This window comes from Pseudomonas sp. P20 (assembly GCF_016463925.1).
GTDB classification, from domain to species: domain Bacteria; phylum Pseudomonadota; class Gammaproteobacteria; order Pseudomonadales; family Pseudomonadaceae; genus Pseudomonas; species Pseudomonas aeruginosa.
In genome coordinates this window covers 104,725-127,807 of sequence record NZ_JAEMVM010000010.1, presented here as the reverse complement: position 1 = coordinate 127,807, position 23,083 = coordinate 104,725, and the positions used below count along the sequence as shown (strand labels likewise).

General features: G+C 67.5%; 23 protein-coding genes. 15 read left to right on the top strand and 8 right to left on the bottom strand.

Annotation, left to right across the window (positions count from 1 at the left end):
* Positions 1–14 precede the first annotated feature (14 nt).
* A complete protein-coding gene (gene rpoE, locus JHD77_RS15145; RefSeq protein ID WP_003085543.1) occupies positions 15–596 on the bottom strand; it encodes an RNA polymerase sigma factor RpoE in 582 nt (193 codons plus the stop codon).
* 408 nt (positions 597–1,004) lie between these two features.
* Here rpoE and nadB point away from each other — a divergent pair, with 408 nt between their 5' ends.
* On the top strand, positions 1,005–2,621 hold the full coding sequence (gene nadB, locus JHD77_RS15140; protein WP_003101954.1) for an L-aspartate oxidase: 1,617 nt from the start codon (positions 1,005–1,007) through the stop codon (positions 2,619–2,621).
* Here nadB and JHD77_RS15135 read toward each other — a convergent pair.
* Both JHD77_RS15135 and JHD77_RS15130 read right to left on the bottom strand, forming a co-directional pair.
* Complete coding sequence (locus JHD77_RS15135; RefSeq protein WP_003101950.1) at positions 2,590–3,042, bottom strand: protein YgfX; 453 nt, start codon at positions 3,040–3,042, stop codon at positions 2,590–2,592. The genes nadB and JHD77_RS15135 overlap by 32 nt on opposite strands.
* Positions 3,026–3,280, bottom strand: a complete 255-nt coding sequence (locus JHD77_RS15130; RefSeq protein WP_003085532.1) for an FAD assembly factor SdhE — start codon at positions 3,278–3,280, stop codon at positions 3,026–3,028. The genes JHD77_RS15135 and JHD77_RS15130 overlap by 17 nt, the downstream gene beginning before the upstream one ends.
* 272 nt (positions 3,281–3,552) lie before the next feature.
* Between JHD77_RS15130 and ygfZ the strand changes: the two genes are divergently transcribed.
* Both ygfZ and JHD77_RS15120 read left to right on the top strand, forming a co-directional pair.
* Positions 3,553–4,497 carry a CAF17-like 4Fe-4S cluster assembly/insertion protein YgfZ gene (gene ygfZ / locus JHD77_RS15125; protein WP_003101947.1) on the top strand — a complete coding sequence of 315 codons (945 nt, stop codon included), beginning with the start codon at positions 3,553–3,555 and terminating at the stop codon, positions 4,495–4,497.
* Positions 4,498–4,597: 100 nt separating this feature from the next.
* Positions 4,598–5,434, top strand: a complete 837-nt coding sequence (locus JHD77_RS15120; RefSeq protein ID WP_003085528.1) for an HDOD domain-containing protein — start codon at positions 4,598–4,600, stop codon at positions 5,432–5,434.
* Positions 5,435–5,442: 8 nt separating this feature from the next.
* Here the strand turns inward: JHD77_RS15120 and JHD77_RS15115 are convergent, their stop codons facing one another.
* Both JHD77_RS15115 and JHD77_RS15110 read right to left on the bottom strand, forming a co-directional pair.
* Positions 5,443–6,825 (bottom strand): sensor histidine kinase, encoded by a 1,383-nt coding sequence (locus tag JHD77_RS15115; protein ID WP_003101943.1) that lies wholly within the window; start codon positions 6,823–6,825, stop codon positions 5,443–5,445.
* Complete coding sequence (locus tag JHD77_RS15110; protein ID WP_003085524.1) at positions 6,818–7,489, bottom strand: response regulator; 672 nt, start codon at positions 7,487–7,489, stop codon at positions 6,818–6,820. Before JHD77_RS15110 ends, JHD77_RS15115 begins: the two co-directional genes overlap by 8 nt.
* Positions 7,490–7,699: 210 nt before the next feature.
* Between JHD77_RS15110 and JHD77_RS15105 the strand changes: the two genes are divergently transcribed.
* Genes JHD77_RS15105 through JHD77_RS15085 form a run of 5 tightly spaced genes read left to right on the top strand, consistent with a single transcriptional unit; the run spans position 7,700 to position 13,073 of the window.
* Positions 7,700–8,983, top strand: a complete 1,284-nt coding sequence (locus tag JHD77_RS15105; RefSeq protein ID WP_003116508.1) for an OprD family porin — start codon at positions 7,700–7,702, stop codon at positions 8,981–8,983.
* Between the two features lie 29 nt (positions 8,984–9,012).
* A complete protein-coding gene (locus JHD77_RS15100) occupies positions 9,013–9,996 on the top strand; it encodes a tripartite tricarboxylate transporter substrate binding protein (protein WP_003085519.1) in 984 nt (327 codons plus the stop codon).
* 48 nt (positions 9,997–10,044) lie between these two features.
* Positions 10,045–10,515: a tripartite tricarboxylate transporter TctB family protein gene (locus JHD77_RS15095; RefSeq protein ID WP_003101933.1), complete on the top strand. Its 471-nt coding sequence runs from the start codon at positions 10,045–10,047 to the stop codon at positions 10,513–10,515.
* Between the two features lie 10 nt (positions 10,516–10,525).
* Complete coding sequence (locus tag JHD77_RS15090; RefSeq protein ID WP_003116509.1) at positions 10,526–12,043, top strand: tripartite tricarboxylate transporter permease; 1,518 nt, start codon at positions 10,526–10,528, stop codon at positions 12,041–12,043.
* A complete protein-coding gene (locus JHD77_RS15085; protein ID WP_003114172.1) occupies positions 12,036–13,073 on the top strand; it encodes an AbrB family transcriptional regulator in 1,038 nt (345 codons plus the stop codon). Before JHD77_RS15090 ends, JHD77_RS15085 begins: the two co-directional genes overlap by 8 nt.
* A 126-nt stretch (positions 13,074–13,199) precedes the next feature.
* Here the strand turns inward: JHD77_RS15085 and ung are convergent, their stop codons facing one another.
* The 3 genes from ung to JHD77_RS15070 all read right to left on the bottom strand — a co-directional run bounded on the left by ung (position 13,200) and on the right by JHD77_RS15070 (position 15,754).
* Positions 13,200–13,895 carry a uracil-DNA glycosylase gene (gene ung / locus JHD77_RS15080; protein WP_003085510.1) on the bottom strand — a complete coding sequence of 232 codons (696 nt, stop codon included), beginning with the start codon at positions 13,893–13,895 and terminating at the stop codon, positions 13,200–13,202.
* Positions 13,896–13,994: 99 nt separating this feature from the next.
* Positions 13,995–14,816 carry a VanW family protein gene (locus JHD77_RS15075; RefSeq protein ID WP_003114171.1) on the bottom strand — a complete coding sequence of 274 codons (822 nt, stop codon included), beginning with the start codon at positions 14,814–14,816 and terminating at the stop codon, positions 13,995–13,997.
* Positions 14,817–14,872: 56 nt separating this feature from the next.
* Complete coding sequence (locus JHD77_RS15070) at positions 14,873–15,754, bottom strand: AraC family transcriptional regulator (RefSeq protein ID WP_191519323.1); 882 nt, start codon at positions 15,752–15,754, stop codon at positions 14,873–14,875.
* A 132-nt stretch (positions 15,755–15,886) separates the two neighbouring features.
* Between JHD77_RS15070 and JHD77_RS15065 the strand changes: the two genes are divergently transcribed.
* The 7 genes from JHD77_RS15065 (at position 15,887) to JHD77_RS15035 (ending at position 23,082) form a co-directional block, all read left to right on the top strand.
* Complete coding sequence (locus JHD77_RS15065; protein WP_016851965.1) at positions 15,887–17,395, top strand: CoA-acylating methylmalonate-semialdehyde dehydrogenase; 1,509 nt, start codon at positions 15,887–15,889, stop codon at positions 17,393–17,395.
* Between the two features lie 11 nt (positions 17,396–17,406).
* The gene (locus JHD77_RS15060) at positions 17,407–18,570 is read left to right on the top strand and encodes an isobutyryl-CoA dehydrogenase (RefSeq protein WP_003085499.1); all 1,164 of its coding nucleotides are present in this window, start codon (positions 17,407–17,409) and stop codon (positions 18,568–18,570) included.
* A gap of 65 nt (positions 18,571–18,635) precedes the next feature.
* Positions 18,636–19,454 (top strand): enoyl-CoA hydratase, encoded by an 819-nt coding sequence (locus tag JHD77_RS15055; protein ID WP_003085498.1) that lies wholly within the window; start codon positions 18,636–18,638, stop codon positions 19,452–19,454.
* 58 nt (positions 19,455–19,512) lie between these two features.
* On the top strand, positions 19,513–20,616 hold the full coding sequence (locus tag JHD77_RS15050; protein WP_003114169.1) for an enoyl-CoA hydratase/isomerase family protein: 1,104 nt from the start codon (positions 19,513–19,515) through the stop codon (positions 20,614–20,616).
* Positions 20,617–20,727: 111 nt separating this feature from the next.
* Positions 20,728–21,624, top strand: a complete 897-nt coding sequence (gene mmsB, locus JHD77_RS15045; protein ID WP_003116513.1) for a 3-hydroxyisobutyrate dehydrogenase — start codon at positions 20,728–20,730, stop codon at positions 21,622–21,624.
* Positions 21,625–21,680: 56 nt separating this feature from the next.
* Positions 21,681–22,325 carry a potassium channel family protein gene (locus JHD77_RS15040; protein WP_003085490.1) on the top strand — a complete coding sequence of 215 codons (645 nt, stop codon included), beginning with the start codon at positions 21,681–21,683 and terminating at the stop codon, positions 22,323–22,325.
* A gap of 115 nt (positions 22,326–22,440) precedes the next feature.
* Positions 22,441–23,082, top strand: a complete 642-nt coding sequence (locus tag JHD77_RS15035; RefSeq protein WP_031756374.1) for an NAD(P)-dependent oxidoreductase — start codon at positions 22,441–22,443, stop codon at positions 23,080–23,082.
* Position 23,083 lies beyond the last annotated feature (1 nt).

Sequence of the window (23,083 nt, the reverse complement as noted above, 5' to 3'; positions counted from 1 at the left end):
CATTTGCCGCTGTGTCAGGCTTCTCGCAACAAAGGCTGCAGAGCTTTGTCGATTGCTTCACGAGCGCGGAAGATCCGCGACCGTACCGTCCCCACCGGACACTGCATCACGGTGGCGATATCTTCGTAACTCAAACCTTCGAACTCGCGCAGGGTCAGGGCCGTGCGCAAATCCTCGGGCAACTGCTGGATGGTCTGGTGCACGGTGGCCTCGATCTCATCCCGCAACATCGCCCGTTCCGGCGACTCGATGTCCTTCAGGGCGTGGTCGCCCTCGAAGAACTCCGCATCCTCTGCGGTCACATCGCTGTCCGGTGGCCGACGCCCGCGAGCGACCAGGTGGTTCTTCGCGGTGTTGATGGCGATCCGATACAGCCAGGTATAAAAAGCACTATCGCCGCGGAAATTGCCGAGCGCACGGTATGCCTTGATGAAGGCTTCCTGCGCTACGTCCTGGGCTTCCTGGGCGTCGTGCACGAACCGCACGATCAATCCCAGTATCTTGTGCTGGTATTTCAGTACCAGCAGATCGAAAGCCCGCTTGTCTCCGCGCTGTACCCGTTCAACCAGTTGCTGATCCTGTTCCTGGGTTAGCATGAAAGCTCCTCTTCGAACCTGGAGGAGCTTCGAGCGTCCCAGCGAATCGTCTTGCCAAGATAGACTCGGGCTTCTTGCAAAAGTTCTCCCCTCCAAGCATGCGTCACGAGTTTTTTCCTCGCTCGTGACGTGCGGCCCCGGACATCGTGTCCGGGCCCCGCGAAAATGGATTGCATCGGGCTCAGGGCCCGGCCTCTGTGCCGCTGGGTAGGCCAACCGGACGAGGTCTTCAGGCATCCTGCTTTGGAACCGATGCGTCTAAGAAAGTTCCAGCACTACATCGCCCCGCTCTGATGACGCCTGCCGATGACAGGCCCGCAGCTCATCCGCCGGACCGGCAGCGGGGGTGCGCTATTGTGCCGCCAGGCCCTTCTATATACTAGGGCTCCACCACGGGGAAATGCGGGCATGAGCCAACATTATCAACACGATGTACTGGTCATCGGCAGCGGCGCCGCCGGCCTGAGTCTGGCCTTGACCCTTCCGGAACACCTGCGCATCGCCGTCCTCAGCAAGGGCGAACTGTCGCAGGGCTCGACCTACTGGGCCCAGGGCGGCGTGGCCGCCGTGCTGGACGATACCGACACCGTGGAATCCCACGTCGAGGACACCCTGGTCGCCGGTGGCGGCCTGTGCCGCGAGGATGCGGTGCGCTTCACCGTGGAGCATAGCCGCGAAGCGATCCAGTGGCTGATCGAACAGGGGGTGCCCTTCACCCGCGACGAGCAGCACAACCACGAGGAAGGCAGCTTCGAATACCACCTGACCCGCGAAGGCGGGCACAGCCACCGGCGCATCATCCATGCCGCCGACGCCACCGGCGCCGCGATCTTCAATACCTTGCTGGCCCAGGCCCGGCGGCGACCGAACATCGAGTTGCTGTCGCAGCGGGTGGCGGTCGACCTGATCACCGAGCGCAAGCTAGGCCTGCCGAGCAAGCGCTGCCTGGGCGCCTACGTGCTGAATCGGGAAAGCGGCGAAGTCGATACCTTCCGTGCCCGCTTCACCGTGCTGGCCTCCGGTGGCGCGAGCAAGGTCTACCTTTATACCAGCAATCCCGACGGCAACTCCGGCGACGGCATCGCCATGGCCTGGCGCGCCGGCTGCCGGGTCGGCAACCTGGAGTTCAACCAGTTCCACCCGACCTGCCTGTACCACCCGCAGGCCAAGAGTTTCCTCATCACCGAGGCATTGCGCGGCGAAGGCGCCCTGCTCCGCCTGCCCAATGGCGAGCGTTTCATGCCGCGCTTCGACCCGCGTGGCGAGCTGGCGCCCCGGGATATCGTGGCCCGCGCCATCGACCATGAAATGAAGCGTCTGGGGATCGACTGCGTCTACCTGGACATCAGCCACAAGCCGGCCGAGTTCATCAAGGCGCACTTCCCCACCGTCTACGAGCGCTGCCTGGACTTCGGCATCGACATTACCCAGCAACCGATCCCGGTAGTGCCGGCCGCTCACTATACCTGCGGCGGCGTGCTCGTCGACCAGCACGGGCATACCGACGTGCCGGGCCTCTACGCCATCGGCGAAACCACCTTCACCGGCCTGCACGGCGCCAACCGCATGGCCAGCAATTCGCTGCTGGAATGCTTCGTCTATGCCCGCTCTGCCGCCGCCGACATGCTCCAGCGCCTGCCCGGCACGCCCGTGCCGGAAAGCCTGCCGAGCTGGGACGCCAGCCAGGTCACCGACTCCGACGAGGACGTGATCATCGCGCACAACTGGGACGAACTGCGGCGTTTCATGTGGGACTACGTCGGTATCGTGCGCACCAACAAGCGCCTGCAGCGCGCCCAGCACCGGGTACGCCTGCTGCTCAGCGAGATCGACGAGTTCTACAGCAACTACAAGGTCAGCCGCGACCTGATCGAGTTGCGCAACCTGGCACTGGTCGCCGAACTGATCATCCGCTCGGCCATGCAGCGCCGCGAAAGCCGGGGCCTGCACTACACGCTGGATTATCCGGACCTGCTGCCCGAAGCCCGCGACACTATCCTGGTGCCGCCCATCTACGGCGACTGAAGCGCAGGCGGACACGCAGGCGCCGATGGCTGTCGGCGCCCAATGCATCGGCCGGGATACAGCAGCCAAGGATGCGCCAGCGGCCCGGCAGGCGCACGCGCAGTATGATCAGCCAGGGCAGCGCCAGGCTGTCAGGGCGCAATTGCACCGCTTGCCAGCCGCTTCCGGCGCTCCACAGCTGCCAGCCCCGCTCGTCATGGCGCACGCCGCGGAAGGCCCGCGAGCCGCGCAGCAGTACCTGGCGGTACAGCCCCCAGGCACCGTAGGCCAGGCAGACCAGCGCAAGCGGCGGCTTCAGCCAGACCGGCAGCGCCGCCAGCAGGATCGACAGCAGCGCCAGGGCCCACAGTGCCAGGCTCGCCGCCAGCAGGATCGGAGAGACCCGCCAGCGGCATTCGAACGGCTCAATCCGGCTGGACACGGTCCAGGATCATCCGCACCATCCGCCGCAGGTCGGCGTCTTCCGGCTCGCCGCGCTGCATGAACCAACCGAACATGTCCTGGTCCTCGCACTCCAGCAGCTTGCGGAAGCGCGCCTGGTCCTCGGCGTCCAGGCCCGGGTAAACCTCCTGCACGAAAGGCACCAGCAGCACATCCAGTTCCAGCATGCCGCGACGGCTGTGCCAGTAGAGTCGTTTCAGTTCGGTTTCATCTGCCATGTTCGGGCTCCTCGAAAACGCCCGGCATTATAGGGCGGTTGCGCTCGAATGGCGCGGCCCGATGACGAGGCGTCGCTCCGCCGGCGTCCGCCCTTGGTCGTATTGCCCGGCAAACCAAGGGTATCCGCGCGGGACGCAGGCCCATGCCGACGGCGGCCTCGGAAGTGTCCGACAACCGTCAAGGCGGATGCGCCAGGCATTCTTGCCCGCTGACAAGCCTCGGACCGAGTTCTATGATGACGGTCCTGACTGACTGACCGCGCAGCATCGCAATGGCCGACCCCGCTTTCCACACCCCGCTAGTCCATGAAGGCATCCTCGCCGTCCGCGGCCCTGACGCCGCCAAGTTCCTCCAGGGCCAGCTGACCTGCAACCTCGCCTACCTCAACGACGAGACCTCCAGCCTCGGCGGCCGCTGCAACATCAAGGGCCGCCTGCTATCGAGCTTCCGCATCCTGCCCGAGGGCGACGGCCTGCTGCTGGCGATGGCCGGCGAGCTGCTCGAGGCCCAGTTGGCGGACCTGAAGAAATACGCCGTATTCTCCAAGGCCAGCCTTGCCGACGAGAGCGCAGCCTGGCTCCGCATAGGCTTGCGCGACGCCAGCGAGGCACTGCGCGCCCTGGGGATAGACACCCCGGCGGAGAGCGGCAGGATCGCCCGCCACGGCGACCTGCTCGCCGTCGCCCTGGGCGACGCCCGCGTCGAGCTATGGGTTCCGGCGCAGCGCGCCGAGGCGGTGCTTGCCACGCTCCGCGAGCACAGCCGCGAGGCGCCGCTCGACGATTGGCTGCTCGGCCAGGTGCGCGCAGGCATCGGCCAGGTGTTCGGCGCTACCCGCGAGCTGTTCATCCCACAGATGATCAACCTGCAGGCGGTCGGCGGGGTCAGCTTCAAGAAGGGCTGCTATACCGGCCAGGAAATCGTCGCCCGCATGCAGTATCTCGGCCGCCTCAAGCGCCGCCTGTATCGCCTGGCGCTGGACGCAGACGAGGTGCCGGCGCCCGGCACCGGGCTGTTCTCGCCAGTCCATTCCACCAGCGTCGGCGAAGTGGTACTGGCCGCCCGTACGCCGGAGAACAGCGTGGAATTGCTCGCCGTGCTGCAGGACGACGCCGTCGCCGACGGCCGGATCAGCCTCGGAAGCGCCGAAGGAGCGCCGCTCGTCCTCCTCAATCTGCCTTACACGCTGGACAGCGACCGCGAAATCCAGCGCTGACCGTAAACTGTGCCTCGCCGTCCGCGGACGGCCCGCCAGTATTCCCATGGCCGGTGCACGTAGAGCGTGCTCCGGCCATTGCGTTTTCAAAGGAAATGCCATGAGCAAGCTTGCCGACAAAGTCCAACAGGACCTGATCCGCGCCATCGATCAGGATGAACTGGTGCTGCCGACCCTGCCCGAGGTGGCCCTGCAGGTCCGTGAGGCGGCGGAAGACCCGGATGTCAGCATCCAGGCCCTGAGCAAGGTGATCGGCAACGACGCGGCGCTGACCGCGCGCATCATCCGCGTGGTGAACAGTCCGCTGCTGCGCAGCCCGAAGGAAATCACCGACCTGCAGATGGCGATCAGCCGGCTGGGCATCAACTACACCTGCAACCTGGCCACCGGCCTGGCCATGGAGCAGATGTTCCAGGCCACCACCGACGTGGTCGACCGCAAGATGCGCGAAGTCTGGAACAAGAGCACCGAGATCGCCGGCATCTGCCACGTGCTGGCCCGTCACTACACCCGTCTGGCGCCGGACCAGGCGACCCTGGCCGGGCTGGTGCACCAGATCGGCGTGCTGCCGATCCTCACCTACGCCGAGGATCACAACGAGCTGCTGTCGGACTCCATCAGCCTGAGCCATGTGATCGAGCGCATCCATCCGCTGATCGGCGAGCGCATCCTCAAGGCCTGGGATTTCCCCGCGCCGATCGCCGAGGTCCCGCGCCAGCACCTGGACTTCACCCGCAACTCGCCGCGCGCGGACTATACCGACCTGGTCCAGGTCGCCACCCTGCAGAGCTACCTTGGCAGCGAGCATCCCTATACCCGCCTGGACTGGAGCCAGATCCCGGCGTTCGCCAAGCTCGGCCTCGAGCCGACCGTCGACATGAAGGAAGACGAGGACCTCTCCAGCGCCCTGGAAGCCGCCACCAGCATGCTGCAATAGACCCCGCCCTACTCCGCCGGGAAGCGCACCCGCACCAGCAAGCCGCCCAGTTCGCCCTGGTCGAGCTGGATCTGCGCCCGGTGCGCCCGGCAGACCTCGCCGACGATCGCCAGCCCCAGGCCGCTGCCGGGGCTGTCGCCGCGCCGGTAGAAGCGCTGGAAGACCCGCTCGCGGTCGGCGGCGGGAATTCCCGGACCATCGTCTTCCACTTCCAGCACGCCCCCCTCCAGCACCCTGAGGATCACGTTGCCGCCCTGCGGGGTGTGCGCCAGCGCGTTGTCCAGCAGGTTGCTGAGCAATTCGTTGAGCAGCGTCGGTTCACCCTGGATCCACACCGGCCCGGCGCTTTCCAGCGCCAGCGAGGCTCCCCGCGCATAGGCCAGCGGCGCCAGCGCCAGGCCCAGTTCCCGGGCCAGGGCGGTCAGGTCGATACGCTCGGCGCCACCCTCGGCAATGGCCTGGGCGCCGCTTTCGATGCGCGCCAGGGAAAGCAGCTGGTTGGCCAGGTGGATCAGGCGGTCGGTGTTCTTCGCCGTGGTCTCCAGGGTCGAACGCCAGGCTTCCGGCTCCTGCTCGCGCAGGCCCAGTTCCAGGCGCGCCTTGAGCGCCGCCAGCGGCGTGCGCAACTCGTGGGCGGCATCGGCGATGAACTGCGACTGCCGCTCGAACAGGCTGCGCAGGCGCTGGGTGAAGTGGTTCAGCGACTCCACCAGCGGCCGCAATTCATGCTGGACCTCTAGCATCGGCAACGGCCGCAGGTCGTCCGGCTGGCGCTCTTCCACCTCGCGGCGCAGGCGATCCAGCGGACGCAGCGCGGCGCTCACCGCCAGCCACACCAGCACCAGCGCGCCGACGCCGAGGACGCCCAGGCGCAGCAGGGTATCGGTCATCAGGCTGCGCGCCATGCGCTCGCGGGCGCCTTCGGTCTCCGCCACGCGGATCTCCGCCATGCCGCTCATGCTCGGTTCGCTGACCGGTTGCAGCAGGCTCACCACGCGTACGTCGACGCCCTGGTAGACGCCGTCGTAGAACTTGGCCAGGGCCGGGTAGTCGTCGGTGCGCAGGGTATCGGCGGGTGCCGCCGGAAGATTCTCGTAGCCGGAGATCATCCGTCCGTGGATGTCGTTGACCTGGTAGAAGATCCGCCCGGCGCTGTCGTAGGCGAAGGTATCCAGTGCCACGTAGGGGACGTCGGCGCGCAGGGTGCCGTCCTTCTCGTAGAGCCCGTCGGCGATCGCCCGCGCCGAGGCCAGCAAGGTCCGGTCGTAGGCGGTGTCGGCCACCTCGCGACCGTTCCAGTAGGCGCTCAGGCCGCTCGCCAGGAGCACCAGCAGCAGGAGCAGGGCCAGCCACAGCAGCAGCCTTCCGCGCAGGCTGCCGGCATCAGTCACCCTGCGCCTCCAGCAGGTAGCCGAGGCCGCGGAAGGTGACGATGCGCACGGCGCCGCCTTCCAGCTTCTTGCGCAGGCGGTGGACGTAGATCTCGATGGCGTCGGCGCTGGCCTCCTCGTCCAGGCCGAAGACCTGGGCGGCCAGTTGCTCCTTGCTCATCACCCGCCCCGGACGGGCGATCATCGCTTCCAGCACCGCCTGTTCCCGCGAGGTCAGGGTCAGCGGCTGCTCGTCGAGGCTGAAGCGCCGGGTGCCGAGGTCGTAGACCAGGGCGCCGCAGCGCTGCAACTGTTCGCCACCGAGCACGCTGCGGCGCAGCAGGGCCTTGACCCGCGCCTCCAGCTCGGACAGTTCAAAAGGCTTTGCCAGGTAGTCGTCGGCGCCGAGATTGAGGCCGTGCACCCGGTCCTTCACCTCGCCGCGCGCAGTCAGCATCAGCACCGGCAGGGTCTTGCCGCGCCCGCGCAGGCGCGCCAGCACCTCGAAGCCGTCCATCCGCGGCAGGCCGACGTCGAGGATCGCCAGGGCGTACTCCTCGCTGGCCAGGGCCAGGTCGGCGGCCACCCCGTCCTGCAGCAGGTCTACCGTCCAGCCGGCGCCCTTGAGCGCCTGGACCACGCTTTCGGCGAGCTGCGGATGATCTTCCACCAGAAGGATGCGCATGGACGGTTCTCCACCACCGGATGAGGGCACAAGAGGCGAAGTGTACCGGGGAAAACCCTCCGGTAAATGGCTTCTCTGCCACCGGGGATTGCTGAAAGCCTGGCGAAAGCTTGGCGTCTTAGGATCAGTCGATGGACGGCGCAGATCGTCCGCCAAAACGCCCTGCAGCGTGGTGCTCGGCGTACAAGAACAAGAATCGGAGACCACTGCATGTCGACTTCCCTGCCGCAGGCCGCAAGGTCTGTACGTTCGTCCCGCAGCACCACCCTGACCACCACCGCCGTCGTGCTCGCCGGCATCGCGCCCCTGGGCAACGCCGCCGGCTTCCTCGAAGACAGCAAGGCCAGCCTGGAAACCCGCAACTTCTACATGAACCGCGACTTCCGCGACGGCCCCGGCCAGTCCAAGCGCGAGGAGTGGGCGCAAGGCTTCATCCTCAACCTGCAGTCCGGCTACACCCAGGGCACCGTCGGCTTCGGCCTCGACGCCATGGGCATGCTCGGCGTCAAGCTCGACTCCGGCCGCGGCCGCAGCGGTACCGGACTGCTGCCGAAGGATTCCGACGGCCGCGCGCCGGACACCTACTCGAAACTGGGCCTGACCGCCAAGGTCAAGGTCTCGCAGAGCGAGCTGAAGGTCGGCACGCTGATTCCGAAGCTGCCATCGGTACAACCGAACAACGGGCGGATCTTCCCGCAGATATTCGAAGGCGCGCTGCTCACCTCGAAGGAGATCAAGGACCTCGGCTTCACCGCCGGGCGCCTGGAAAAGACCAAGATCCGCGACTCCAGCGACTCCGAGGACCTCGCGCTGAACGACAAGAACGGCCGCTTCGCCGGGGTCAGCGCCGATCACTTCGACCTCGGCGGACTGGACTACAAGCTCACCGACCAACTCACCGCCAGCTATCACTACAGCAACCTGCAGGACGTCTACCGCCAGCACTTCGTCGGCCTGCTGCACAGCTGGCCGATCGGTCCCGGCGAACTGACCAGCGACCTGCGCTTCGCCCGCAGCACCGACAGCGGCTCGGCCAAGGCCGGCGGCATCGACAACAAGTCGCTCAACGGCATGTTCACCTACAGCCTTGGCAACCATGCCTTCGGTGCGGCCTGGCAGCGAATGAACGGCGACGACGCCTTCCCCTACCTGGAAGGCAGCAACCCGTACCTGGTCAACTTCGTCCAGGTCAACGACTTCGCCGGCCCCAAGGAGCGCTCCTGGCAACTGCGCTACGACTACGACTTCGTCGGCCTCGGCATTCCCGGCCTGACCTTCATGACCCGCTACGTCAAGGGCGACAATGTCGAACTCGCCGGGCAGCGCGGCGAAGGCCGCGAATGGGAACGCAACACCGAACTGCAGTACGTGTTCCAGAGCGGCGCGCTGAAGAACCTCGGAATCCGCTGGCGCAACGCGACCTTCCGTTCCAATTTCACCCGCGACATCGATGAGAACCGCCTGATCGTCAGCTATACCCTGCCGATCTGGTAAGCCAGAACAAGAACTCCACAGGAGCACCGATGATGATGAAACTGTCTTTTCGTCCCCTCGCCTTGGTTGCCGCCGGCCTGCTGCTGGCCGGCGCCGCCGTGGCCGAACCCAAGCGTCCCGAATGCATCGCCCCGGCGTCCCCCGGCGGCGGTTTCGACCTCACCTGCAAGCTGGCCCAGAGCGCCCTGGTCGAGGCCAAGCTGCTGAGCAAGCCGATGCGCGTCACCTACATGCCCGGCGGCGTCGGCGCGGTCGCCTATAACGCGGTGGTCGCCCAACGCCCGGGCGACGCCGGCACCATCACCGCCTTCTCCAGCGGCTCGCTGCTGAACCTGGCCCAGGGCAAGTTCGGCCGCTTCGACGAGAACGCGGTGAAATGGCTGGCCGCCATCGGCACCAGCTACGGCGCCATCGCAGTGCGCACCGACTCGCCCTACAAGAACCTCGACGACCTGGTGAAGGCGCTCAAGGCCGACCCGAGCAAGGTGGTGATCGGCTCCGGCGGCACCGTCGGCAGCCAGGACTGGATGCAGACCGCGCTGATCGCCAAGGCCGCCGGGATCAATCCGCGCGACCTGCGCTACGTGGCCCTGGAAGGCGGCGGCGAGATCGCCACCGCGCTGCTCGGCGGGCACATCCAGGTCGGCAGCACCGACATTTCCGACTCCATGCCGCACATCCTCAGCGGCGACATGCGCCTGCTCGCGGTGTTCTCCGAAGAACGCCTGCCAGAGGCGGCGATGGCCAACATCCCCACCGCCAAGGAACAGGGCTACGACATCGTCTGGCCGGTGGTTCGCGGGTTCTACCTCGGGCCGAAGGTCAGCGACGAAGACTACGCCTGGTGGAAGAACGCCTTCGACCAACTGCTGGCCTCCGAGGACTTCGCCAAGCTGCGCGACCAGCGCGAGCTGTTCCCCTTCGCCATGACCGGCGAGGAACTCGACGGCTACGTGAAGCAGCAGGTCCAGCAGTACAAGCAACTGGCCAAGGACTTCGGCCTGATCCAGTAAGCCAGCCCGCGCGCGGCCGGACCCCGGCCGCGCCACGAGGATCGTCCCATGACCCGTTCCAACCTGTACCAGCGCCTGTTCGCCGGGCTCTGGCTGCTCGCCTGCGTCGGCCTGGCGGTCGCCGGCTGGCGTTACCAGGCGCCGTTTTCCTACGAACCGGTCGGCCCGCGCGCCTACCCGCTGCTCTGCCTGGCGCTGATGGGCGCCGGCCTGGCGTGGCTGATCGCGCGGCCGACGCCGATCCGCCACGCCGAGGACGAACAACCGCTGGGCGGCGCCGTGCTGCTCAAGGTGCTCGCCTGCATCGCCCTGCTGCTGGTGTTCGCCGGCCTGTTCGAAACGCTCGGCTTCATCCTCAGCGCCGCCCTGGTCGGCTCCTGCATGGCCATTCTCTACGGCGCCCGGCCAATCCCTGCGGTGGTCACCGCGAGCCTGCTCGGGATCGGCCTCTACTGGCTGTTCGACCGCGCCCTGGACGTCCCGCTGCCGCTGGGCGTTCTCGACTTCCTGCCGCTGTGAGGACTTCGTGATGGAAACCTTGAACTACCTCGGCCAGGGCTTCGGCGTCGCGATGACGCCGACCAACCTGATCACCGCGCTGATCGGCACCCTGATCGGCACCATCGTAGGCCTGCTGCCAGGCCTCGGTCCGATCAACGGCGTGGCACTGCTGATCCCGGTGGCCTTCGCCCTCGGCCTGCCGCCGGAAACCGCGCTGATCCTGCTCGCCGCCGTATACCTGGGCTGCGAATACGGCGGGCGGATCAGCTCGATCCTGCTCAACATCCCCGGCGAAGCCTCGACCGTGATGACCACCCTCGACGGCTACCCGATGGCACGCAAGGGCCTGGCCGGCGTGGCCCTGTCGCTGTCGGCCTGGAGTTCGTTCATTGGCGCTTTCATCGCCACCTGCGGGATGGTCCTGTTCGCCCCGCTGCTGGCCAAGTGGGCGATCGCCTTCGGTCCGGCGGAATATTTCGTGCTGATGGTGTTCGCCATCGTCTGCCTCGGCGGGATGGCCGGCGACCGCCCGCTGAAAACCCTGCTGGCGGCGCTGCTCGGGCTGTTCCTGTCGAGCGTCGGGATCGACGCCAACAGCGGCGTGTACCGCTTCACCGGGGACAGCATCCACCTCGCCGACGGCATCCAGTTCGTGGTCCTGGTGCTGGGCCTGTTCTCGGTCAGCGAGATCCTCCTGCTGCTGGAGAAGACCCACCACGGCCAGGAAGCGGTGAAAGCCACCGGACGCATGCTGTTCAACTTCAAGGAGGCCGCCAGCGTATTCCTGGTCAACCTGCGCTGCGGTCTGCTCGGTTTCGTCATGGGCGTACTGCCCGGCGCCGGCGCGACCCTGGCAAGCGCGGTGGCCTATATGACCGAGAAGAAGCTGGCCGGTGCCAAGGGCGAGTTCGGCAAGGGCGACATGCGCGGCCTGGCCGCTCCCGAGACCGCCATCGGCGCCTCCGCCTGCGGCGCCATGGTGCCGATGCTGACCCTCGGCGTGCCCGGCTCGGGTACCACTGCGGTGATGATCGGCGCCCTGACCCTGTACAACATCACTCCCGGCCCGCTGCTGTTCCAGCAGCAACCGGACATCGTCTGGGGCCTGATCGCCTCGCTGTTCATCGCCAACGTCATGCTGATCATCCTCAACGTGCCGATGGTCCGCGTATTCACCCGCATCCTCGCGGTGCCGAACTGGGCCCTGGTGCCGGCCATCGCGATCATCACCGGGATCGGCGTGTACGGCGTGCATGCGACCACCTTCGACCTGTTCCTGATGGTCGGCATCGGCGTAATCGGCTATATCCTGCGCAAGCTCGACTTCCCGCTCTCGCCGCTGCTGCTGGGCTTCATCCTCGGTGGACTGATGGAGCAGAACCTGCGCCGCGCGCTGTCGATCTCCAACGGTGAACTGGGCATCCTCTGGTCGAGCCCGATCAGCCTGGTGACCTGGGCGCTGGTGGTGGTAATGCTGCTGTTGCCGCTGGTCCGCGCCTGGCGCCGCCGCGTGGCCCGTCGCGCGACAGGGCTGGCCGATGCCTGAGCGCGTCACCTGGAGGCTGTACTGGGCGACGCCGCTGGTGGGCGCCCTTGGCGGCTGGCTGGCAAGCCTGGTCGGCTGGCCGCTGCCATGGATGATCGGCTCGCTGCTTGCGGTGATGCTGGTGCGTTGCCTGGCCGACCTGCCGCTGGCCGAAGTGCCGGGGGCACGCAAGTGCGGGCAATGGATCGTCGGCATCGGCATCGGCCTGCACTTCACCCCGGCAGTGATCGAGCAAGTGCTGGCGCATAGCGTGATCATCGTCTTCGGCGCCGTGGCCACCACGCTTTCCAGCGTGCTGGCGATCGCCTTCATGCGCCGCAGCGGCGAGGACCGCGCCACCGCGTTCTTCGCCAGCATGCCCGGTGGTGCCAGCGAGATGGTCAACCTCGGGCAGCGCCACGGCGCGGTGCTCAGCCGCGTCGCCGCAGCGCAGAGCCTGCGCCTGTTGCTGGTAGTGCTGCTGGTGCCGGCGGCGTTCCAGTACCTGCTCGGCGGCGGCCAGCCAGGCCCGCACCAGGCCGCGCCGGTGGACTGGCACTGGCTGGCCCTGCTGTTCCCGGCCGGGGCGCTGGTCGCGCTGGGCTGGCAGAAGTTGCGCCAACCCAATCCCTGGCTGCTCGGCCCGCTGTTGCTGGCGGCCGGCGTCAGCCTCGGCTTCGACCTGCATATCGGCCTGCCGGCCGGTTCCAGCGGCGTCGGCCAATGGCTGATCGGCAGCGCCCTGGGTTGCCATTTCAACCGCAGTTTCTTCCGCAGCGCTCCAGCCTTCGTCAGTCGTACCCTGGTCTGCACGCTGTGGATGATGTTCGCCGCGGCGCTCGCCGCCGAGTTGCTCGGCTGGCTGACCACCCTCGACCACCAGTCGCTGATGCTCGGCATGATGCCCGGCGGCATCGCCGAGCTGAGCCTGACCGCCGAAGCCTTGCAGCTCTCGGTGCCGCTGGTCACCGCCTTGCAGGTACTGAGGCTATTGCTGGTGCTGTTCCTCGCCGAGCCGTGCTTCCGCTACTGGAGGAAGCGCGCCGGCTGATCGAGCCACGCCGCCACACTGGATGTGTGGCGTTTTCCAGCCCGCCTCGTGCGGGCTTTTTTTTCCGGGCGCGGTCAGAGGCACACAGCGGCGCCCACCATGTGAAGAGCTGGGCGACAGCGGCCTTCAGAGGTCCGGCAGCGACCAGTCGATAGGCGTCTTGCCGTTCTGCTCGAGGAACTTGTTGGTGCGGCTGAAGTGGCCGTTGCCGAGGAAACCGCGGTAGGCCGACAACGGCGACGGGTGCGCCGACTTGAGAATCAGGTGGCGCTGCGGGTCGATCAGCTTCTGCTTGCTCTGCGCGTGGCTGCCCCAGAGCAGGAACACCAGGCGCTCGCAACGCTCGTTGACCACCTCGATGACGCGGTCGGTGAACGGCTGCCAGCCGGCATTGGCGTGGGAGCCGGCCTTGGCCTGCTCGACGGTCAGGGAGGTATTGAGCAACAGCACGCCCTGCTCCGCCCAGCGCTGCAGGTAGCCGTTGTTGGGAATCGGGATGTTCAGGTCGCGGTTGAGTTCCTTGTAGATGTTCTGCAAGGACGGCGGCGTCGGCACGCCGGGCTGCACCGAGAAGCACAGGCCGTGGGCCTGGCCTGGTCCGTGGTAGGGATCCTGGCCGATGATCACCACCTTGACGTTCTCCAGCGGCGTGGTGTTCAGCGCGTTGAAGATCAACGGCCCGGGCGGGAAGATCGCCTTGCCGGCGGCTTTCTCCTGGCGCAGGAACTCGCCCAGTTGCTTCATGTAGGGCTTGTCGAATTCCTCGCGCAGCGCTTCCTTCCAGCTCGCCTCGAGCTTGATGCGGTCGTCGTTATCGGTCATGGAACCCCCTGTCTCGGTACTGAAAAAGTCGTCCGGCCTTTTTCAGAAGGTCGCCGACAGCCTGTGGCCGCGGAACCGTAGAAAAGCCCGCCGCGCTTGTCAATCTCGGGACAGGCGGGCCTCTTCCACCGGATACTTCACGCGCACCCGGTTGCGGTACAGGCACTCGCTGGCCAGCAGGGTGCCGGCCTGGCCCTTTTCCCGGATGTCGCGCCAGATCTCGTTGAGCCTCAGCACCGCATCGCCGTCGCGGACAAAGCGCTGGGCCCTCTCATAGACGTGGTAGCGCACAGGGCGCGGCGCGCTGCACAGCAGTTCGCCTTCCAGTTGGTGGGCGGCGATATGGAAGCGCAGCTGGAAGGTATCCGCCGTCGGATTGTGCAGCACCAGGTCGATGAAGTTGTAGAAGATCGCCGCGCCCGAGCCGAACGGCAGGATCCGTCCCTCGTCGGGAAACGGGTCGAAGCTGTGGTTGGCCCGCTCCACCACGCGCAGCGGGGAATGCAGGGCCATCCAGTGGATCAGGTTGCTCAGTTGGCAGATGCCGCCGCCGATTCCGCTGCGCGCCTCGCCGAAGGACAACTCCATACCTTCGACGAAGCCACGCCGGGCGCTGGGCCGACCGACCAGCCGGCAGAACGAGAAGTACTCGCCGGGGCCGATGCTCACGCCGTTCATGCAGTCCACCGCCAGGCGCAGGTTGACCACCTTGTTGCGTTGCAGGGCGAGGTCGCTGTCGCCGAGGCGGCGGATCAACTTCGAGGTGTGCTTGATGTAGCGGTACGGCAGGCGCTCGTCGACCGATGGCAACCGCACGTAGCGACGGCCGCCAAGACGCCAGCGGCAGTGCCGCCAGAGACGTCGTTGCCAGACCCGCAGCCAGTAGAGCCAGGGGTGGTAGAGCGATAGGGGTTTGCGCATCGACGATCCTTGTCGGTCTCGGCCCACGGGCAGGATGCAGCATTATGCCCGGAGCACTAGCCCTGGTGCAGCGTCCGGTAGTGACTGGGCGCCATGCCCACCACCTTGCGGAACAGCCGCGAGAAGTAATAGGGATCGGCGTAGCCGAGCTGCTCGGCGATCTGCCGCACCTCCAGCGCGCCCTCGTCGAGCAGGCGGCAGGCATGGGCCATCTTCATCTGGATGAAATCCTGGATCGGCGCCTGGCCGGTCAGGGCGCGATAGGTCTTGGCGAAATGGAAGCGCGACAGCTTGAACTGCGCCGCCAGCTCGTCGAGGTTGAGGCTGTCGTGCAGGTGCGCGCGCATCAGCGCCTGCACCGCGTCGATGTCCAGCACCCGTCCGGATTTCAGGCTGGCCCGCGCCGGACGCACCGCCAGCGAGGTGAGCAGGCCCTGCAACAGGTGCGCGGCATGGATGAAGTGCGGCAGGCTGAGGCCCTGGCGACGCAGCGCCAGCAGCGCATCGAACTCCGCCAGCAGGCGCGGCTGCATGCCCAGGCGCAGGCGCGGGGCGCTGCCCAGCGGACGCAGGAAATCCTCCGCCAGTCCGCCTTCGAAATGTACCCAGTAGATGCTCCAGGGCCGCTGCGAGTCGGCGCCGTAGGCATGTTCCCGGCCCTTGGGCAGGACCAGCAGGTCGCCGCCGCCGACCTCGACGCGCTCGCCGGCACACTCCAGCCAGCCGCGTCCGGCCCGGCAGTAGATCAACAGGTTGTCGTCCGGCGCGCGCCGCTGCATGTGGTGGCCGTGCGCCTCCGGATAGTAACCGAGGGCCAGCGGGTAGCAGGCCTGGCCGAGCGGATGGCGGGCCAGGGCGCGACGCAGGCGGGGCGGCGTGATGAAACGCACCCCCTGGTTGGGCAGGGGCCAGGCGGAGGTCTGTACGGAACGCTTCACGGCGACGCGACTCGGTAGTCTGAATCCCAAGATCGTCCATCCCTTGCGCAAGATCGTCAATCCACAGGCGGCTTGCGGCCGGCTATAACGACTCAAAACAACATCCCGGTCCACCGGGAAGCGGAGGCGACGATGGCCAAGGCAATCCCCCAGCTGATCGACGGCGAATGGCGCGGCAGCCGTTCCCGCGAGCTGGTCGAAGTCACCGATCCGGCGACCCAGGACGTCCTCGCGCTGGCGCCGAAGGCCACCGCCGACGAGATCGAGCAGGCCATCGCCAGCGCCCAGCGCGCCTTCGAGACCTGGCGCGAAGTCCCGGCTCCCGAGCGAGCGCGGTTGATGCTGCGCTACCAGCACCTGCTCAAGGAACACCACGACGAACTCGGCGAACTGCTGGCCCGGGAGACCGGCAAGAACCTCGCCGATGCCAAGGGCGACGTGTGGCGCGGCATCGAGGTGGTCGAACACGCCGCCAACGTGGCCAGCCTGATGATGGGCGAGACGGTGGAAAACGTCGCCCGCGAGATCGACACCACCAGTTGGATCCAGCCCCTCGGCGTGTGCGCCGGGATCACCCCGTTCAATTTTCCGGCGATGATCCCGCTGTGGATGTTCCCGCTGGCCATCGCCTGCGGCAACACCTTCGTCCTCAAGCCCTCCGAACAGGATCCGCTGACACCCAACCGCCTCGCCGAGCTGTTCCTCGAGGCCGGCGCGCCGAAGGGCGTGCTGCAGGTGATTCATGGCGGCCGCGAGCAGGTCGATGCCCTCCTCACCCACCCGGACATCCGGGCGATTTCCTTCGTCGGCTCGGTCGCCGTCGGCCAGCACGTGTACCGCACCGGCACCGCGCACCTGAAGCGGGTGCAGGCCTTCGCCGGGGCGAAGAACCACATGGTGATCCTCCCCGACGCGAACAAGGCCCAGGTTCTCGGCAACCTGGTCGGCGCCAGTTGCGGCGCCGCCGGCCAGCGCTGCATGGCGATCAGCGCGGCGGTGTTCGTCGGCGCGGCGCGCGAGTGGATTCCCGAACTGGCCGAGCGGATGGCCGCCCTGCGCCCCGGCCACTGGCAGGACCCGGACGCCGCCTATGGTCCGCTGATCAGCCCGCAGGCGCGCCAGCGCGTGCTGCGCCTGATCGCCGAAGGCAAGGCGGAAGGCGCCGAGTGCCTGCTCGACGGCTCGCAGTGCCAGGTCGAAGGCTATCCCAACGGCAACTGGCTCGGTCCCACCCTGTTCCGCGCAGTGACGCCGAAGATGGGCCTGTACCGCGAGGAAATCTTCGGCCCGGTGCTGGCTTGCCTGGAGGTCGATACCCTGGAAGAGGCGATTGCCCTGGTCAACGCCAATCCCTATGGCAACGGCACCAGCCTGTTCACCCGCTCCGGCGGCGCCGCTCGGCGCTACCAGCACGCGGTGCAGGTCGGCCAGGTGGGGATCAACGTGCCGATCCCGGTACCGCTGCCGTTCTTCTCCTTCACCGGCTGGAAGGGTTCCTTCTACGGCGACCTGCACGCCTACGGCAAGCAGGCGGTGCGCTTCTATACCGAGACCAAGACCGTCACCAGCCGCTGGTTCGACGATGAACCGACGACCGACGAATCGTCGGCCGGCCCGAACATGACCATCCATCTCAAGTGACCCGAGGACCTATGGATTTCGACCTCACCGAAGAACAACGCCTGCTGGTGGAGAGCGCCCGCGCCTTCGCCCGCCACGAACTGGCGCCGAAGGCGGCCGACTGGGACCGCGACCATCACTTCCCGGTGGAAGTCATCCGCGCCGCCGCCGAACAGGGCTACCTCGGCCTGTACATCGCCGAGGAAGACGGCGGCCTGGGCCTGTCGCGGCTGTCCACTTCGCTGATCTTCGAGCAACTGGCCGCCGGCTGCGTGGCCACTACCGCCTACATCAGCATCCACAACATGGCCGCCTGGATGCTCGCCTCGTTCGGCGACGCGGCGCTGAAGGAGGCCTGGCTGCCCGGCCTGATCGGCGGCGAGTCGCTCGCCTCCTATTGCCTCACCGAGCCCGATGCCGGCTCCGACGCCGCGCGCCTGCGCACCCGCGCCCGCCGCGAGGGCGACGAATACGTGCTGGACGGCAGCAAGTGCTTCATTTCCGGCGCCGGCAGCACCCAGGTGCTGATCGTCATGGCGCGCACCGGCGAGGACGGCGCCAGGGGCATCTCCTGCTTCCTGGTGCCGGCCGACGCGCCCGGCATCCGCTACGGCCGCAACGAGGACAAGATGGGCTGGCGCGCGCAGCCGACCCGCACCATCACCTTCGAAGGCGTGCGCATCCCCGCCGGCAACCGCATCGGCCCGGAGGGCCAGGGCTTCGTCTATGCCATGAAAGGCCTCGACGGCGGCCGCCTGAACATCGCCAGTTGTTCCCTGGGCGCCGCCCAGGCGGCGCTGGAGCAGTCGATGCGCTACGTCGAGGAGCGCGAGCAGTTCGGCAAGCCGCTGGCGACCTTCCAGGCCTTGCAGTTCAAGCTCGCCGACATGCTCACCGAACTCACCGCCAGCCGCCAGATGGTCCGCCTCGGCGCCCATCGGCTGGACCGCGGCGACGCCGAGGCGACCCTGTACTGCGCAATGGCCAAGCGCTTCGCCACCGACCGCTGCTTCGATGTCTGCAACGAGGCCTTGCAACTGCACGGCGGCTACGGCTATCTCAACGATTATCCGCTGGAGCGCTGGGTACGCGACACCCGCGTGCACCAGATCCTCGAAGGCACCAACGAAATCATGCGGGTGATCGTCGCCCGCCGCCTGCTGGAGCAGGGTGGCATGCTCGATCGCCTGCTGTGAACGCCGCGAACCATCGCATCCGATAGTGCCGGGACGCCCCGGCCCATGATCCAGTGAGGGACTTCATGAACACTGCCGTCGAACCCTACAAGGCTTCCTCCTTCGACCTGACCCACAAGCTCACCGTGGAAAAGCACGGGCACACCGCGCTGATCACCATCAACCACCCGCCGGCCAACACCTGGGACCGCGACTCGCTGATCGGCCTCCGCCAACTGATCGAGCACCTCAACCGCGACGACGATATCTACGCCCTGGTAGTGACCGGCCAGGGGCCGAAGTTCTTCTCCGCCGGCGCCGACCTGAACATGTTCGCCGACGGCGACAAGGCCCGCGCTCGCGAGATGGCCCGCCGCTTCGGCGAAGCCTTCGAGGCGCTGCGCGATTTCCGCGGGGTGTCGATCGCGGCGATCAACGGCTACGCCATGGGCGGCGGGCTGGAGTGCGCCCTCGCCTGCGACATCCGCATCGCCGAGCGCCAGGCGCAGATGGCCCTGCCGGAGGCCGCGGTGGGCCTGCTGCCCTGCGCCGGCGGGACCCAGGCGCTGCCCTGGCTGGTGGGCGAAGGCTGGGCCAAGCGGATGATCCTCTGCAACGAGCGGGTGGATGCGGAAACCGCCCTGCGCATCGGCCTGGTCGAACAGGTGGTGGACAGCGGCGAGGCGCGCGGCGCCGCCCTGCTGCTGGCGGCCAAGGTGGCACGCCAGAGCCCGGTGGCGATCCGCACCATCAAGCCGCTGATCCAGGGTGCCCGCGAACGCGCGCCGAACACCTGGCTGCCGGAGGAGCGCGAGCGCTTCGTCGATCTGTTCGACGCCCAGGACACCCGCGAAGGGGTCAACGCCTTCCTCGAGAAGCGCGATCCCAAGTGGCGCAACTGCTGAGCCTTCCCATCGAACCCGGCGGGCTGCGCCACAGCCCGCCCGAGCCGAGAGCCCCGACATGAACGTGCTTTTCGAAGAACGCCCGAGCCTGCATGGCTTCCGCATCGGCATTGCCACCCTGGATGCGGAAAAGAGTCTGAACGCCCTGTCCCTGCCGATGATCGAGGCCCTGGCGGCGAAACTCGACGCCTGGGCCGAGGACGCCGGCATCGCCTGCGTGCTGTTGCGCGGCAACGGCGCCAAGGCCTTTTGCGCCGGCGGCGACGTGCGCAAGCTGGTGGACGCCTGCCGCGAGCAACCCGGCGAGGTACCGGCCCTGGCGCGACGCTTCTTCGCCGATGAATACCGCCTCGACTACCGCATCCATACCTACCCGAAACCCTTCATCTGCTGGGCCCACGGCTATGTGATGGGTGGCGGCATGGGGCTGATGCAGGGTGCCGGGATTCGCATCGTCACCCCGTCCAGCCGCCTGGCGATGCCGGAGATCGGCATCGGCCTGTACCCAGACGTCGGCGCCAGCTGGTTCCTCGCCCGCCTGCCCGGCAGGCTCGGCCTGTTCCTCGGCCTGAGCGCGGCGCAGATGAACGCCCGCGACGCTCTCGACCTCGACCTGGCCGACCGCTTCCTTCTCGACGACCAGCAGGACGCCCTGCTCGCCGGCCTGGTGCAGATGAACTGGAACGAGTCGCCCCAAGTGCAACTTCACAGCCTGCTTCGCGCCCTCGAACACGAGGCCCGCGGCGAACTGCCGGAGGCCCAGTTGCTCCCGCGCCGGCCGCGCCTGGACGCACTGCTCGACCAGCCGGACCTGGCGAGCGCCTGGCAGGCGCTGGTGGCGCTGCGCGACGACGCCGACCCGCTGCTTGCGCGTGGCGCGAAGACCCTGGCCGAGGGCTGCCCGATGACCGCGCATCTGGTCTGGCAGCAGATCGAGCGTGCGCGCTACCTGTCGCTGGCCGAGGTGTTCCGCCTGGAATACGCCATGAGCCTGAACTGCACGCGCCATCCGGACTTCGCCGAGGGGGTACGCGCAAGGCTGATCGATCGCGACAACGCACCGAACTGGCATTGGCCGCAGGTGGAATCGATCCCGCAGGCGGTGATCGAGGCGCACTTCGAGCCGACCTGGGAGGGCGAGCATCCACTGGCGGGGCTCTGATCCGCCGCGCCGCCCTCTGCCGAAGGAGGGCGCGGACCCGCCACGTCCATAGCGTCTAAGCTGTTTCACAGCATCCCCAAGAGGCCTCGCGGCCGCCACAGGAGGAGCTCCATGAAACAGATCGCCTTCATCGGCCTCGGCCACATGGGCGCGCCGATGGCCACCAACCTGCTCAAGGCCGGCTACCTGCTGAACGTCTTCGACCTGGTGCAGAGCGCCGTCGACGGCCTGGTCGCCGCCGGCGCCAGCGCCGCCCGCAGTGCCCGCGACGCGGTGCAGGGCGCCGACGTGGTCATCAGCATGCTGCCGGCCAGCCAGCACGTCGAAGGCCTGTACCTCGACGACGATGGCCTGCTCGCGCACATCGCCCCCGGCACCCTGGTGCTGGAATGCTCGACCATCGCCCCGACCTCGGCGCGCAAGGTCCACGCCGCCGCCCGCGAGCGCGGCCTGGCGATGCTCGACGCGCCGGTGTCCGGCGGCACTGCCGGCGCGGCAGCCGGCACCCTGACCTTCATGGTCGGCGGCGACGCCGAAGCCCTGGAGAAGGCCCGGCCGCTGTTCGAGGCCATGGGTCGCAACATCTTCCATGCCGGCCCCGACGGCGCCGGCCAGGTGGCCAAGGTGTGCAACAACCAGCTCCTCGCGGTGCTGATGATCGGTACCGCAGAAGCCATGGCCCTGGGCGTGGCCAACGGCCTCGAGGCGAAGGTGCTGGCCGAGATCATGCGCCGCAGCTCCGGTGGCAACTGGGCGCTGGAAGTCTACAACCCCTGGCCGGGGGTTATGGAGAACGCTCCGGCGTCGCGCGACTACAGCGGCGGCTTCATGGCCCAGTTGATGGCCAAGGACCTCGGGCTGGCCCAGGAAGCCGCCCAGGCCAGCGCCAGCAGCACGCCGATGGGCAGCCTGGCGCTGAGCCTGTACCGTCTGCTGCTGAAGCAGGGCTATGCGGAGCGGGACTTTTCCGTGGTGCAGAAATTGTTCGATCCGACCCAAGGCCAATAGACAGGCAGGCGGGTCCGCGCCCAGGCTGGTCGATTCGACGATGCGAGGAGCCCGCCTTGAACGCCCTGCTGCTGCGTTACCGTTTCCGCCTGCTGTTCTTTTCCACCGTGCTGTTCACGGCGATCCTCGGCCTGCCGTCGAGCACCAAGCCACGGGTGCTCGGCAGCCTCCTGCTGCTGGTGCTGGCCGGGATGAACACCTTGCGCAGACGCAGTCCGCTGGTCTACCTGACGGCCTTCTTCGGCCTGTTCAGCCTGGCCCTGTACACCACTGCGGACTTCAGCAGTCCCTACTCCAGCCTGCCGCCCGGCCTGCTGCGCGGGCTGAGCCTGATCCTGCTGTACCTGACCCTGTTCGCCGCGCTGTTCCGCCGCGTCACCCAGGAGCGCCCGGTGACCCACGAGCTGCTCTACGGACTCTGCGCGCTCTACCTGCAGATGGCGCTGGCCTTCGCTCTCGCCTACTACATGGTCGAACAGATGCAGCCGGCCAGCTTCATCGCCAGCCATGGCGCACTCGGCCTGGATACCTTCGTCTACTACAGCCTGGTGACCCTGACCACCGTGGGCTATGGCGACATCCAGGCGATCAACCCGCTGGCGCGCCTGCTGGCCGGCAGCGAAGGAGTGATCGGGGTCCTGTTCATCGCCCTCGCCGTGGCCCGCAGCCTGACCCTGATGAGCGACAGCGAGGAGGTCTGATTATTAAGCTGGGCTAACGAGTGCATCCCCCGCGCAGCGGTTTATCCCGGCGAGCGCAGGGCGGATGATGCTGATCGACGCCGCTCTGCGGCATTTCTCGAACGGAAGGTGCAGCATGAAAATCGCCCTGATCGGCGCCACCGGCCACGTCGGCCACTATTTCCTCAACGAAGCCCTGCAACGCGGCCACGCGGTGACCGCCCTGGTCCGCGACCCGAGCAAGCTGGCGGCGTGCGACGGCCTCTGCGTAGCGCAGGCGGACGTCAGCGACCCGGCCCAGGTGGCCAGCGCCGTGGCAGGCCACGAGGTGGTCATCAGCGCTTTCAACGGCGGCTGGGGTAGCGCCGACCTCCGCGCCCGCCACGCCGCCGGCAGCCAGGCCATTCTCGACGGCGTGAAACGCTCCGGCGTGCCGCGCCTGCTGGTTCTCGGCGGCGCCGGGAGCCTGGAGATCGCCCCCGGCCAGCGCCTGGTGGACAGCCCGGAATTCCCCGAGCAGTGGAAGCAGGGCGCCCTCGGCGCCGCCGACGCCCTCGACCAACTGCGCGGCGAGCAACGACTGGACTGGGTGTTCCTCAGCCCGGCGATGCTCCTCGAACCCGGCCAGCGCAGCGGCAAGTTCCGCCTCGGCGGCGACCAGGTTCTGTTCGACGCCAAGGGCGAGAGCCGGATTTCCCTGGAAGACCTGGCGGTAGCCATGCTCGACGAGGCCGAGCAGCCCCGTCATCATCGCCAGCGCTTCACCGTGGCCTACTGAA

Coding starts and splice junctions, on each gene's coding strand:
- JHD77_RS15090 (WP_003116509.1), top strand. CDS start 10,526: ATGGAAACCTTGAACTACCTCGGCCAGGGCTTCGGCGTCGCGATGACG.
- JHD77_RS15055 (WP_003085498.1), top strand. CDS start 18,636: ATGAACACTGCCGTCGAACCCTACAAGGCTTCCTCCTTCGACCTGACC.
- JHD77_RS15065 (WP_016851965.1), top strand. CDS start 15,887: ATGGCCAAGGCAATCCCCCAGCTGATCGACGGCGAATGGCGCGGCAGC.
- JHD77_RS15075 (WP_003114171.1), bottom strand. CDS start 14,816: ATGCGCAAACCCCTATCGCTCTACCACCCCTGGCTCTACTGGCTGCGG.
- JHD77_RS15095 (WP_003101933.1), top strand. CDS start 10,045: ATGACCCGTTCCAACCTGTACCAGCGCCTGTTCGCCGGGCTCTGGCTG.
- JHD77_RS15050 (WP_003114169.1), top strand. CDS start 19,513: ATGAACGTGCTTTTCGAAGAACGCCCGAGCCTGCATGGCTTCCGCATC.
- JHD77_RS15100 (WP_003085519.1), top strand. CDS start 9,013: ATGATGATGAAACTGTCTTTTCGTCCCCTCGCCTTGGTTGCCGCCGGC.
- JHD77_RS15060 (WP_003085499.1), top strand. CDS start 17,407: ATGGATTTCGACCTCACCGAAGAACAACGCCTGCTGGTGGAGAGCGCC.
- ung (WP_003085510.1), bottom strand. CDS start 13,895: ATGACCGATAACGACGACCGCATCAAGCTCGAGGCGAGCTGGAAGGAA.
- JHD77_RS15085 (WP_003114172.1), top strand. CDS start 12,036: ATGCCTGAGCGCGTCACCTGGAGGCTGTACTGGGCGACGCCGCTGGTG.
- mmsB (WP_003116513.1), top strand. CDS start 20,728: ATGAAACAGATCGCCTTCATCGGCCTCGGCCACATGGGCGCGCCGATG.
- JHD77_RS15105 (WP_003116508.1), top strand. CDS start 7,700: ATGTCGACTTCCCTGCCGCAGGCCGCAAGGTCTGTACGTTCGTCCCGC.
- JHD77_RS15120 (WP_003085528.1), top strand. CDS start 4,598: ATGAGCAAGCTTGCCGACAAAGTCCAACAGGACCTGATCCGCGCCATC.
- JHD77_RS15035 (WP_031756374.1), top strand. CDS start 22,441: ATGAAAATCGCCCTGATCGGCGCCACCGGCCACGTCGGCCACTATTTC.
- ygfZ (WP_003101947.1), top strand. CDS start 3,553: ATGGCCGACCCCGCTTTCCACACCCCGCTAGTCCATGAAGGCATCCTC.
- JHD77_RS15130 (WP_003085532.1), bottom strand. CDS start 3,280: ATGGCAGATGAAACCGAACTGAAACGACTCTACTGGCACAGCCGTCGC.
- nadB (WP_003101954.1), top strand. CDS start 1,005: ATGAGCCAACATTATCAACACGATGTACTGGTCATCGGCAGCGGCGCC.
- JHD77_RS15110 (WP_003085524.1), bottom strand. CDS start 7,489: ATGCGCATCCTTCTGGTGGAAGATCATCCGCAGCTCGCCGAAAGCGTG.
- rpoE (WP_003085543.1), bottom strand. CDS start 596: ATGCTAACCCAGGAACAGGATCAGCAACTGGTTGAACGGGTACAGCGC.